A 12,627-nucleotide genomic window follows, 5' to 3' on the forward strand; every position below is an offset into this window, starting at 1 on the left:
TCTCAACCCTGCGGATAGACGAAGGGTGACGCCTGTTCGTGGGTGCGGCCGGCAAAATCGAGCTTGGCAAACTCGGTTTCCGCGCGCCGCTGCGCCGCCTCCAGCTTTTCCAGCGCGGCCGGCAGATCGAAGGCCGGCACATCGCCGTCGATCACCACGTGCCGCCCGTCGACGAACACGTCGCGCACGGCCCGTTCGGCAGCGACATAGATGAGCGAGCGCAGCGGATCGCGCACCGGCATCATCTGCGGATCCTTGATGTCGGCCAGGAACAGGTCTGCCTTGGCCCCCACTTCCAGACGCCCGATATCGTCGCGGTTCAGGATCTTGGCGCCGCCCAACGTCGCCGCATCGAAAATGTCGGACGTGCGCAGATCATAGGGGTTCTTCGCCACGATCCTTGAGTTGTAGAGCGCGTTGCGCAGCTCCTCGAGCATGTTGTGCGGATAGGTGTCGGTGCCGATGCCCACGGGAATGCCGCCGCGGATGTAACGGCCGACGGTGTTCATCGTGATGCCGCGCCGCTGGAACACGGTCGGGCAATGGGCCACAGCGGCGCCGCTGTCCTGCAACAGCTTGAAGTCGTCGGCTTCGGGCCAGAACACATGGCCATAATCGTTCAGGAAAATCCCGTGGCCGATGATCGCTCCGGGCTTCAGCACGCCAAGGCTGTCGAGCCATTCCAGCGGCGTGATGCCGTGGCGGCGCGTGATCTCGTTGAATTCCACCACCGACTGCGCTGCGTGGATCTGGAACGGCAACCCCTTCTCCTGCGCCAGGGCGAAACTGCCGGCGATCAGGTCAGGCGTGCAGGTGTCGATCTGGCTGGGCGAAATCATGCCCGACAGCCGGCCTGAGGGATGGGCGGCGGCGGCTTCCACCGTCTTCACCGCGTCGTCCATGGCGGCCTTGCCGGCGGCCTCGTCCCATTCGTAATTCACGACATGGCCGTTGTCGGTGTACCAGCGGGCGCTGCGATACATCGGGCTGACAACCCCGCGAAGGCCCGAGGCCGCGAAGGTCTCGATCCAGCCGTCCCAGTTCACCGACAGGTCGACCAGGGTTGTGACGCCCGATTTCAGCAGTTCGGAATAGGTGACCTGAACACAGGCCTCGCGCCCTTCGTCGTCGCAACGGAACAGCGGCATGTATTCATAGAGCGACGACATCCCCAGGCGTGGCGAGCCGAGTTCATCCAGAAAGCCCTTGTTCATCGCTTCCGAACTGGGGTGCGAATGGATGTTCACCAGGCCCGGCGACACCAGCCGGTTGCGTCCGTCGATCTCGGTGTCGGCCTGGCCCGCGTAGGTGCCGCCAACGTGGACGATCTTGTCGCCGTCAAAGGCGACATCGCCGTCCTTCAGATAGGTATGGGTGCCTTTTTCGGCGTCGAAGGCGACGATCCAGGCGGCATTGCGGATGACGGTGACGGACATGGCGTGAACTCTTTGCGATTTTGGGTTGCAAGTGTGGCCGCCCCGTCAGACGGGGCGACGCTTCTTCATGTGACGGCCAAAACGCCCGCGCAGGGCGTTCCGGCGCCGCCGCTCACTCCTTGAACTTCAGGTCCAGGCCCTTGTAGAGACCCGAGCCGTAGATGTTGTGCGGCACGATCGTCTCGAGCTTGTCGCTCTGCGCGATCACCATCGGCTCGTGATACAGCGGCAGCCAGACCGCGGCGTCATGGACGATTTCCAGAACCTCGCCATAGCTGGACGACCGCTTTTCGTCGGTCAGCGCGGTGGCACCGGCCAGAAGCAGTTCGTCGGTCTTGGGGTCGTTCCAGTTCATGCGGTTCGGCGTCGGCATGTTCTCGCTGCGGAAATACAGGTTCAGCGCGTCCCCCGACGATACATAGGGGAAGGACATGCCGAACATGTCGAATTCCTGCGTGGCCAGCTTGCCCCAGGCAACGGTCGCGTCATAGGCCTCGATCTGCATGTCGACGCCGATTTCGCGCAGATAGGCCTGCACCGCTTCCGAGATCTTGCCCCAGGTCGAGCCGGCAAAGACATAGGCCGTGGGCGCCAGGCGCACGCCATCCTTCGAGCGCACCCCGTCATCGCCGCGCACCCAGCCCGCATCGTCCAGGATCTGGTTGGCCTTTTCGGGATCATACTTCAGCAGCTTGTCGTCCAGGTCGCGGTTCCAGTCCAGCGCTTCCTGGCTGACATAGGAATAGGCGGGCTGCACCACCCCGAAGAACAGGTCTTCGGCCATCGCTTCCTGGTTCACGGCCAGGTTGATCGCGGTGCGCACTGCCGGATCGCTGACCGTTTCCTTGTCGATCTTGAAGCCCATGAAATAGGTCCAGAACGCCAGGTCGGATTGCACCACCTCGACGCCGGGCGTGGCCTTCAGCTGTTCCAGCGCGATGTAGGGGACGTATTGCGTCACCTCGCTCTGGCCGGTGATGACGGCGACGGTGCGGGTGTTTTCCTCGGGCACGATCTGCCACGTGATCTTGTCCATCGACGCCGGGCCGGTGTTCGAATGGAACGGCGCGCCCCAGGTATAGGCCTCATGCTTGGTCAGGATCATCTTGTCGCGCGGCGTCCATTCGCCCCAGCAGAACGGGCCGGTGCCGTTGAACCCGGTCACCCCGAAATCGGCACCCAGTGCCTCGACGTTCTCCTTGTCGATGATCGTGCCGAAGCTCTGCGTCAACTGATACAGCAGTTCCGAAAACGGCGCCGTCAGCTTGTATTCCACGGTGGTGTCGTCCAGCGCGGTCACGCTTTCGACCTCGCCCGCGCGCCAGCCGACCGGCGACTTCGTCTCGGGGTCGATCCAGCGGTTGACGGAATAGGCGACATCCTCGGCCGTCAGCTTCTTTCCGTCGCAGAAGGTCACGTCATCGCGGATCTTGAAGGTATAGGTCTTGCCGTCCTCGCTGACCTCCCAGCTTTCGGCGATGCCCGCTTCGATGGTCTGCATGTCCGGCGCAAGGGACACCAGCGTGTCGCCCATCATGAACAACACCTCGGACGCGCCCCGCGCGGTCGATTTGTGCGGGTCATAGTTGTTGCTGTCCACCTCGCGGACGATGGTGATTTCCGCCGCCTGCGCGATGCCCGCCGTCAGCAGGATCGCGGTGGTTGTCAGAAGTCGTTTCATTTTGTTTTCCTTTTCCCTGTCGTCTGTTGTTTTCAGTGTTTCAGGACCGCAACCGCGGATCCAGAACGTCGCGCAGCGCATCGCCCAGCACGTTGGCCGCCAGCACGATCACGAAGATCAGGACCGACGGGATCACCGCGATATGCGGAGCATAGAGCAGGAAATCGCGGCCCTGCGCCGCCATCATCCCCAATTCCGCGGTCGGCGGACGGGCGCCGAGCCCGAGGAACGACAGCGCGGCGCCGATCAGAATGATCTGCCCGAAGCGCAGCGAGATGAAGATCATGATCGACGAGATGCTGTTGCGCAGCAGGTAGCGGGTGAACAGCGCCATGTTCGACAGCCCCAAGGCCCGTCCCGCCTCGATGTATTCCTGCTTCATCACCGATACCGCGATCGAACGCGCGATCCGCGCGCAATCGGGCACCGACGCGATGGCCAGCGCGATGATCACCGGCCCCGCCCCCGGTCCAAGGACGGCGACCAGCGCCAGACCCAGCAGGATGGCCGGGAACGACAGCATGATATCGACAAAGCGCATCACGAACGGGTCAAAGCCGGGCCGGAACGCCGCCAGAAGCCCCAGGAACGATCCCAGGACGCCGCCGATCCCGACCGACACAAGCCCGATGATCAGGGTCAGCCGGGTGCCATAGAACAGCCGGCTCAGCATGTCGCGCCCCTGCCCGTCGGTGCCGAGGATATAGGCCCAGTCGCCACGCGCGTTCCAGACCGGCGGCTTCATTACCGCCCGTGACGACGCGAACGGATCGTGCGGTGCGATCCAGGGTGCCGCGATGGCGCAGACCACGATCACGAACAGCACAACCGCCGCCAGCAACGCCGCCGGATCGCGGATCAGCCGCTGCCACCAGGGCCGGATCGGTTCCGGGGCGTCCATGGCTTCTTCCTGCGCAACGCTCATGGCCTGGCCCCCGCGTGGGTTTCCGGGCGGGCGGGCGTCGCGGAACGCGCGGTCGCACCGTTCGGACACAGAACGCCGCTCATTGCTGCACCCGCGGGTCGAGCAGGGCATAAAGGATGTCGACGATCATGTTGATCAGGATGAACCCCAGCGCCAGGATCAGGATCGCGCCCTGGGCCAGCGGGAAGTCGGAACTCAGGATCGCACCGACCGCCAGGCGCCCGACACCGGGATAGGAAAAGATGCTCTCGGTCACCACGGCGCCGCCCAGAAGATACCCGGCCTGAAGGCCGATCAGCGTCACCACCGGGATCAGGGCATTGCGCAGGCCATGGCGCAGGATCACCCGCAATTCGCTCAATCCCTTGGCGCGCGCCGTGCGAACATGGTCCAGCTTCAGCACCTCCAGCACCGAAGACCGCGTCATCCGCGCCACCGGACCGATGAAGATCGCCCCCAGCGACAGGGCAGGCAGCGCGATGTGGCGCAATCCGTCCACGCTCCACAACGGGCCGCCCCGCCCGATGAAGGGCAGCAGGCGCCATTGCACACCGACGAAATGGATCAGCATCAGGCAGATGAAGAAGATCGGCAGCGACACCCCCGCCACCGAGATCGCCATGATCGCCCGGTCGATCAACGACCCGCGATAGACGGCGGCCAGCGTGCCCATGCCGATGCCCAGCGGGATCGACCAGATCAGGCAGGCGAACATCAGTTCGGCCGTCGGCCCGATCGCCGCCAGCAATTCCGAAATTACCGTCTTGTTGGAAATCAGCGACCGCCCCAGATCGCCCTGCACCACCCGTCCGAGATACTTGAAGAACTGCACCAGGACGGGTTCGTCCAGGCCCATCTCCTCGCGGATCGCCGCCACCACGTCGGGGGTGGCGGTGGGGCCGGCCAGAACGATGGCCGGATCGCCCGGCACAAGGATCAGAAGGCCGAACCCCAGCAGCAGAACCCCGAACAGCACCGGGATCGAAATCAGCAGCCGGTTCAGGATCTGCGTCATCATGGCCGGGTATCGCTCCGTTCATAGACCACCTTGCCGCCGAGGATCGTCAGATCGCACTGCGTGGTCAGGATCTCTTCCGGCGTGCAGGTCAGAAGGTCGGTGTCGAACACCGCCACGTCGCCCAGTTGCCCGGGCACCAGGCGGCCCTTGATCGTCTCCTCGTGGGCGGCATAGGCCGATTCGAAGGTATAGGCGTTCAAGGCCTCTTCCATCGTCAGGATATGCTCGGTGCCGATCTGGGTGCCGTTTTCCGTCTTGCGCGTCACCATCGTATAGAGGTTGGCGAAGGGGTCGACCTCGACCACCGGGCAATCCGTCGATGCCGAAGGATGCAGGCCGGCATCGATCCAGGTGCGCATGGGATGCGACGCCTCGACCCGCTCCCGCTCCAGCAGTTTCAGATAGTTGTCGCCGAAGTAATACAGGAACGCGGGCTGCGGCGCGGGCAGGATGTGATGCTTCTTCATCCGCTCCATCTGATCCGGGCGCAGCCAGCCGCAATGTTCGATCCGGTGGCGACGGTTCGGGTCCGGCACCTCGGCCAGGGCCGCCTCCATCGCGTTCAGCGTCTGTTCGATGGCCGCATCGCCGATGGCGTGGATCGCGAAGCGATAGCCGTCGCGGTGCGCGTCGGCGATCATCGTGTTCAGCTCGTCATCGGTCAGGCACAACAGGCCGGTGTCGTTCTCGTCACCGCCCATGTAGGGCTTGCTCATCGCCGCGGTGCGCCCGCCTGCCGATCCGTCAGTGAAGATCTTGACCGGGCCGATGCGCAACATGTCGTCGCCGCCGCCCGATACCATGCCGGCGGCGCGCGCCTCGGCCATGATGGTGCGGCCCTTGTCGCCCATCAGCACGCCGTAGACCCGCACCGGCAACCGCCCGTCGCGGTGCGCCTTCTGATAGGCCAGCATTTCGGTCCATCCGTCACGGATGCCGATCGCGGCCTCCATGCAGGACGTGACGCCGCGCGACAGCAGATCGCGCCCGCCGCGTTCGATGCTTTCCACCAGCTTGTCGACCGAATTGTCGGGCAGCACGTTCATCACCGGCTCGCGCGCGGTTTCCGCCAGCAGGCCGGTCAGCTTGCCGTTCTGCTTTTCGATCATGCCACCCTGCGGCGACGGCGTGTCTTCGGTGATCCCCGCCAGTTCCAGCGCTTTCGAGTTGGCGACCGCAAGGTGCCCGTCGGTGCGCACGATATAAACCGGGTTGTCCGGGCTCGCCTGGTCCAGCTCCTCGCGGTAGGGGTGGCGCCCGACGTCCAGTTTCGAGTTGTCGTAACCCCGGCCAATCACCCAGTCGCCGGGCGCAAGACCGGCGGCGCCATCGCGCACCGCCTGCAACAGCGCCTCGAGCGTCGGCGCGACCTTGGTGCGCAGATCAACCTCGGCCATGGTGGTGCCATAGGGCAGCAGGTGCATGTGCGCATCGTTCAGGCCCGGTGTGGCCAGCCGTCCGTTCAGGTCGATCACCGTCGTATCTGGGCCGATCAGCGGTTCGATCTGCGCATCCGTGCCCGTGGCCAGAACCCGGCCGCCGAACAGGGCCAGCGCCTGGGTAACCTCCAGCCCCAGGCCACACCACACCTTGCCGCCGCGCAGCACGGTGTCGGCAACGACAATTCCCGATCCGCTCATGCTGCGCACCCCGACGCACGGTTCGTGGCGATATTCGATCTCATCCCGGTTCCCCTCGCAGTATCGTCAGGCATGTGCCCTGTGCCGAGTGAAGCGAACGACGTTGCGTCCTGTCAACGATGTTCAGGCGGGGCGATACCGGGTGCAAAACGATGCAACCGCTTGGAAACCCTAGTCGGCTTGGGGTTTATCGGCACGACACCGACATCATAAATTATCTGATATGGTTATGCCCTGCGCCGCGGCCCGCAATCCGCCGCGCGGCCGGCGCGCCGTCGTATCACAGCAGCCAGAGGATGATGCCGGTGGCCACGGCGCCGACGCTCAGCACACTGGCCAGAACGATCATGTGGCGCGGCGAATGACCGCTCACGTCATGATCATCCATGCGCTCGCGCGCCAGGCGACAGTTCCGCACGGCCGACCAGAAGATCAGCAGCGCCGCAATGATGAAGATCTCGGCCACGCCCTTGGCGATCAGCGGATAGGAGGTGTCCTTGAACACCGCCTTCAGGCCCAGCGCCAGCGCGACACAGGCCATCCCCGTGCGCATCCACCCGGCAAAGGTCCGCTCGTTGGCCAGAACGGTGCGATCCTCGGCCCATGCGGTGCGGGTATCGGCCAACTCGTCGGAATCGGGATTTTGTGACAGGTCGGTATCGGGCATGGCGTGTCCATCTTGAACCGGTATCGAACCCCAACACCGACGCGGCCGATCCGGTTGCGCGCCGATGTCGGAGGATTGCCATCGATTTGCGGTCAGGCCGACGTGGCGGCGTGACGGTGACACCCCCCACCACCGCCCGATCCCGGGGCGTGCGGCAGGTAATCGGTGATCGCCCGCCCCCGCCCCGCTGCATAATCACGCCCGACGGCCGCCCAATCCACCGCGGCCCATGCGGCCCAATCGCCGTGCGACGTGCGTTGCGGCGCGCGGGCGGCAACCGGGGCCAGTCCCGCGGTCTGCGACGCCGTGATCCGTCCGTAATCCGCGATCTTCTGCCCTTCGGCAAAGGCCGACAACGCCTGGTCCCACCGCTCGCCCGCGATCGTCAGGCCCAGCGTGCGCGCGACCGGATCGTATTCAGCCGTGAACAGTGTGCCGAACCCTTCGCCGTATCGCTCCTGAAGCAGCGGCGCCTTCAGGAACCGCCGGTTCAGCGTGCGTGGCCCGGCCCGCATCCGCGACAGGTGAGCGTGCCGCTCGTGCGTGCGGGTGAAGGCGGGGCGGTCGGCGGGGCGCGGTCCGCTCTGGTGGTTGGTGGCGACGGCCCGGGGCATCACGGTGATCCCGCCGCCCGGCGACAGCTCGACACTGGCGGTGCGGCCCCCGGCATCGGCCAGCACCAGGTTATAGGCCATGTGCGACGGCACCCGGCGCAGCGCGGCCAGCGCCTGATCCACCGTGTCGCAGGTTTCGAGCACATAGCGCAGGATCGTGGTCACGCCGAACCCCTTGCCGGTTTCGGACCGCCCGCCATAGGCCAGCGCGACCGACAGGCCCGCGTCGTTGATCCCGTCCGACAGACCCCACAGGAATTCGACCATCCCCATGACCGCGCGGCCGGTCCATTCGGTGCGCAGCATCAGCCCCTCGTTCAACTCGGGCGACAGGTCGTAATTGCGCACCAGACGCACGTCGTCGCCCTCGGCCATGGCCGCCAGCGAACAGCCGCCCAGATAGGTCGGCGGACACCATGTGGACAGGAACCGCGCCGCCCGGTCCGACCCGCCCGCCAGCGCGGTGAGCTTTTCATGCACCGGCGCCAGTTCCGGCATATGGCGGCGCAGCGCGGCGCGACAGTCCGCCGCCGATGGTCCGTTGTCGCCGCCGCGGGCGATGAACCATGCCTCGTAGGCGGGCCATGAGCGTTGCCAGCGCGCCGCCCATTTGGGGCCCGGTGTAGCCTCGTCCACGGCATCGAAGGTCAGTGTCATCGTGGTCATCTCAAAGTTCCTTTTCGTTCAGAAAGAAGCGCACCATTTCGGCGCTGGCGTCGGGGCCCTTGGCGTCGGTGTAGGTGCCGGCGGGTTTCCCGCCCGACCACGCATGGCCCAGCCCATCGATCACCCAGTGTTCCAGGTCGGCAGCGCCGTCCGGCGATGCCGCGATCCGGCGGTGAAAGGCGCGCCCACCGACATCGCCGCGCACCTCGGTCTCGATGGTCTGGCGCGCGCCGCGATCCAGCGCCTGGCGCGCGATGGCCTCGCCGTTGGTGGGATGCACCGTCGCGTCGGCGGTGCCGTGAAAGACGATGGTACGCACCGTCCCGGCGCCCGGATGCGCCGCGCCGCTGGGCGTGACGACGGCACCGTTGCCCGCCATGGCGGCGAAGGCTGACGCCACATCGTTGGCCGCACCGAGCGGCAGGCCCGAATGCGCCCCGACGGCTGAAAACACGTCCGGGTAGGTCGCCCCGAGGATCACCGCCATCGCCGCACCGGCCGACAGGCCCGCGACGAACGTTCGTTCGCGGCTCACGCCGAATTCCGCCATCGCGTCGCGGGTGATCGCGGCCAGGATGGCCGGTTCGCCACGTTCGCGTCGCTGATCGCCCCGGCTGAACCAGTTCCAGCAGGATTGCGCGTTGTCGCCGCGCGATTGCTGTGGATAGATCACCACAAGACGGTGCTTTTCGGCCAGATCGTTCATGCCGGTGCCGCGGGCGAAGTCCTCGGGCGTCTGGGTGCAGCCGTGCAACATCACGACAATCCCCGCCACGCCGTCGGTGGCCGTGGCCGGAACATAGGTGCGGAAGGCACGCCCGCCCTCGGTGGCATCGCTGCGCCGGAACACGGCGCCCTCCACAAGCGGTGCGTCCGGTGCTGTGTTCCGGCCCGCAAGGCCCCCCATCAATGCGTTCATGTCCGGCAGGCTGCCCATGTCCGACAGCTTGCCCATGCCCGGCAAACCGCCCATATCGGGCAGGCCGCCAAAGCCGCCCTCGTTCGCCAGCGGCGACACCAGCCCGTGTTGCGCCAGCGTCCGCTGCACCAGATCGCGCGCCGCCTCGCCGTTGACCGGCCGTGCACCATCGGTCGCCCGACGCATGGCGTCGGCGTTCAGTTTCTTGATCATTTCGTTCCTTTCAGGGGCGTGTGCGCCCTATTTAATTCTGTCTTTCAGGGCTTCGCGGATGTCCGCGGGCGCCTGCAATGCGCCCAGCACGGTGATCGACCCGATGGTCGCCCGTGCCAGGTCGGGCGTCACGTCGGCCGCGATCCGTGCCAGCCCCACAACCTTGACGTGCAGGATTTCGCCCGCGTCGCGCACGGCTTCCAGATCGGCGCGCGACCAGTCCCGAAGTCCCAGTTCCATGGTGTGTCGTTCGATCGAGGCGGTGACCGCCTCGCCGTGGGTGGACAGCTGGTTACGGATCGCCGTGCGGATGAAATCGCTGCGGTTGGAATAGAATCCCTCCTGCACCAGAAGGTCGATCCGGCCCAGATCCACGAAGCCGAGGTTGATCGTGATCTTCTCGCTCTCGGGTTGCCGGTCGCGAATTTGCCTGACGTTGCTCATATCGAACATCCCTATGCCATCCATGTGGATGGTATATGGCTGTGCATGTGGCTGTTGCAAGGTTTCTTTGCCGATCTCGCGCAGGTTTCTTTCCAAAGCCGGGCGTCGCGGGCCACCCGCCGGACAAGGTGATTGATCTGACGGGGCAGTGATGGCACGCTCGGCCCTGCTTTTCGGGACACCCTACGCATGCGCAAGATCGCGATCTTTTCACTGACGCCCTCGCCGCCGGCGCCCGTTGCCACGCGCAGCACCTTGGCCGCGTTCGAGCAGACCTTCGCGGACGCGCAGATCGACATCATATACGTGCTGGACCGTCTCAGGAAAAACCGCGCCGCCATGGCGAGGGCCGCCGCGGTTGCCGCCGCGACCTATGCCCCCGACCTGATCCGCGGGCGCAAGGCGTTGAAATACGCGGCGTTCCGGACACCGTGGATCTTTCGCTGGATCAAGCGCGAGATGGCGCAATGCGTTTCGGCCAGGGATTATGCCTTCTCGATCCAGCTGCAATCGCTGTTCGACGCCAGCGTGCCGGGGCTTCCCAATTTCGTCTATACCGACCACACGCACCTGGAAAACCTGCGGTTCGACGGCTTCACCCCCGCCGATCTGTATAGTCGGGCATGGATCGACTGCGAACGCAGCATCTATCACAATGCCACCACCGTTTTTACGTGGAGTTCCAACGTCAGCCGATCGCTGCACGTCGATTACGACATGCCGGAAAACCGAGTCGAATGTGTCTATACCGGCAGCAATTCGGCCATCCCGCCGCCGTCCCCGGACGACACCGGCCGATACGCGCGCAAGAACATCCTGTTCGTCGGTGTCGATTGGGATCGCAAGGGCGGTCCGGTGCTGATCAAGGCGTTCCGCCGCCTGCGCGACCGCCATCCCGACGCGCGCCTGACTCTGGTGGGTGACGTGCCCGACCTGGGCGACATCCCCGGTGTCGATGTGCGGGGGCGTGTTCCGCTTGAGGATCTGCCGGCTATCTACGGCGCGGCGTCGATCTTCTGCATGCCGACGCGACTGGAACCCTTCGGCAACGTGTTCGTCGAGGCGATGTGGCAACACCTGCCGGTGGTCGCGACCCGCGTGGGCGCCTTGCCCGATATTGTCGAGGACGGCCTGAACGGATTTCTCGTCACCCCCGAGGACGACGCCGCCCTGGCCGACCGGCTTTGCGCCCTGCTGGACGATCCGGCGCGCTGTGCGGCCTTCGGCGCGGCGGGGCGTGCGCGTGCCGAGGCGCGGTATGACTGGCCGCTTGTCGCCGGTCGCATCCGCAAGCGCATCGAAGCCGAGATCGCCGGATGAGCCGGCGCGGCCCGCCCCTTGGTCGGCCGATCCGAAGTCGCGCGGGCGGAATGCGCCGGGGCACAAGATGCACCGCGAACATCGCCCGCGCGCTGTGTCTTGCGCTGGCATTCGGCGTCGCGGCGGGCGCGCCAAAGGCCGACACCCCCACGGACGATGCGGACTGTGGCACGTCCTGGGCCAAGGCATGGATCGAACGCGCCTTTGCGGGTGCCGACCGGCGGACCGGCCAGTTCACCAAGCGGGTCGCGCTTGAAACTCCGGTGCTTGTTCACGACGCCACGCTTTCGGGGCCGCGGGTCGGCTTTTCGGTCTGGCACGGGGGCGATCCACAGGACCGCCGCGCGGCCTTCCGCAACGTGACGATCTCGGATCTGCGTTCGAGCGACATCTATGGCGCCGGGATCAAGACCAACCGCAAGGATGGCGGCATTCGGCTTTTTCTGGCCGATGTCACCATCCGCCCCGGCTGGCCCGCCTGGGAATCCTACGCGACGACCAATTATGACGCGATCGTGCTGGACGGTGCCGCGGCCTTTCATGCGCAATCGCTGCGCATCGCCGACTGGAACGCGGATTCTGCCATCGACAACAAGGCCGACGTGTCGCAGATCGTCGATCTTGCCATATCCGGCCCGGGCCACCGGCCGCTGCGCTATTGGACGCCGGGGCCGCATTACCTGGTCGGGGCGCGGATCGACAAGCCGGGCGGTGGCACGCTGATCTGGTTTGACGACTGCAGCACGGTATCGCTGCACATATATGACAGTCTTTTCAACGGCGTGCCCCGCCTTCGCCCGGATCAGATATCCTGTGCAACGGGAAACGCGCCGGCGATCCTGTATCCGGCGCGCGATCCGCGGACGACGGGCGACATGCACCCGATGTTCCGGGCTTGCGCCGCGGGCGACTGAACGGGCGGTCACGCCGCCGCTGACATCCTGGCGAAATCGTCATAAAATAGCCCTATTGGCAGCGTCATCTCGCGCAATGATGCAACCGGGAGAGCGCGGCACACCCTTGCGATCGCCGTCTCTATGGTAGAGTTCCGTTTTGCCGACGACGTCCGCGTTTCAGACCGCAA

Annotated in this window: 11 protein-coding genes; 2 read left to right on the top strand and 9 right to left on the bottom strand. The window is 65.6% G+C overall.

Going from position 1 to position 12,627, the window contains the following annotated elements; genetic code table 11:
• Window positions 1-2 precede the first annotated feature (2 nt).
• The 9 genes from CFP68_RS02300 to CFP68_RS02340 all read right to left on the bottom strand — a co-directional run bounded on the left by CFP68_RS02300 (window position 3) and on the right by CFP68_RS02340 (window position 10,223).
• The gene (locus CFP68_RS02300) at window positions 3-1,436 is read right to left on the bottom strand and encodes an amidohydrolase family protein (RefSeq protein ID WP_099824016.1); all 1,434 of its coding nucleotides are present in this window, start codon (window positions 1,434-1,436) and stop codon (window positions 3-5) included.
• Between the two features lie 112 nt (window positions 1,437-1,548).
• Window positions 1,549-3,117, bottom strand: coding sequence for an ABC transporter substrate-binding protein (locus CFP68_RS02305; protein WP_099824217.1), 1,569 nt, complete (start codon window positions 3,115-3,117; stop codon window positions 1,549-1,551).
• A gap of 40 nt (window positions 3,118-3,157) precedes the next feature.
• Window positions 3,158-4,042, bottom strand: a complete 885-nt coding sequence (locus tag CFP68_RS02310) for an ABC transporter permease (RefSeq protein WP_099824219.1) — start codon at window positions 4,040-4,042, stop codon at window positions 3,158-3,160.
• Between the two features lie 79 nt (window positions 4,043-4,121).
• Window positions 4,122-5,060 carry an ABC transporter permease gene (locus CFP68_RS02315; protein ID WP_099824018.1) on the bottom strand — a complete coding sequence of 313 codons (939 nt, stop codon included), beginning with the start codon at window positions 5,058-5,060 and terminating at the stop codon, window positions 4,122-4,124.
• Window positions 5,057-6,700: an amidohydrolase gene (locus tag CFP68_RS02320; protein WP_099824021.1), complete on the bottom strand. Its 1,644-nt coding sequence runs from the start codon at window positions 6,698-6,700 to the stop codon at window positions 5,057-5,059. The genes CFP68_RS02315 and CFP68_RS02320 overlap by 4 nt, the downstream gene beginning before the upstream one ends.
• Before the next feature lie 280 nt (window positions 6,701-6,980).
• Window positions 6,981-7,367, bottom strand: a complete 387-nt coding sequence (locus tag CFP68_RS02325) for a YidH family protein (protein WP_099824024.1) — start codon at window positions 7,365-7,367, stop codon at window positions 6,981-6,983.
• A gap of 92 nt (window positions 7,368-7,459) precedes the next feature.
• Window positions 7,460-8,647, bottom strand: coding sequence for a C45 family autoproteolytic acyltransferase/hydrolase (locus CFP68_RS02330; RefSeq protein ID WP_099824026.1), 1,188 nt, complete (start codon window positions 8,645-8,647; stop codon window positions 7,460-7,462).
• Between the two features lies 1 nt (window position 8,648).
• Window positions 8,649-9,779, bottom strand: a complete 1,131-nt coding sequence (locus tag CFP68_RS02335; RefSeq protein ID WP_099824029.1) for an extracellular catalytic domain type 1 short-chain-length polyhydroxyalkanoate depolymerase — start codon at window positions 9,777-9,779, stop codon at window positions 8,649-8,651.
• Between the two features lie 27 nt (window positions 9,780-9,806).
• Window positions 9,807-10,223 (bottom strand): CopG family transcriptional regulator, encoded by a 417-nt coding sequence (locus CFP68_RS02340; RefSeq protein WP_099824221.1) that lies wholly within the window; start codon window positions 10,221-10,223, stop codon window positions 9,807-9,809.
• A 189-nt stretch (window positions 10,224-10,412) separates the two neighbouring features.
• Between CFP68_RS02340 and CFP68_RS02345 the strand changes: the two genes are divergently transcribed.
• Together CFP68_RS02345 and CFP68_RS02350 are read left to right on the top strand one after the other, a co-directional pair.
• Window positions 10,413-11,543 (top strand): glycosyltransferase family 4 protein, encoded by a 1,131-nt coding sequence (locus CFP68_RS02345; RefSeq protein WP_099824032.1) that lies wholly within the window; start codon window positions 10,413-10,415, stop codon window positions 11,541-11,543.
• Window positions 11,540-12,457: a hypothetical protein gene (locus CFP68_RS02350; protein WP_145953381.1), complete on the top strand. Its 918-nt coding sequence runs from the start codon at window positions 11,540-11,542 to the stop codon at window positions 12,455-12,457. Before CFP68_RS02345 ends, CFP68_RS02350 begins: the two co-directional genes overlap by 4 nt.
• The last annotated feature ends 170 nt before the right edge of the window (window positions 12,458-12,627 follow it).

Source organism: Oceaniglobus indicus, assembly GCF_002751875.1.
Classification (GTDB): Bacteria; Pseudomonadota; Alphaproteobacteria; order Rhodobacterales; family Rhodobacteraceae; genus Oceaniglobus; species Oceaniglobus indicus.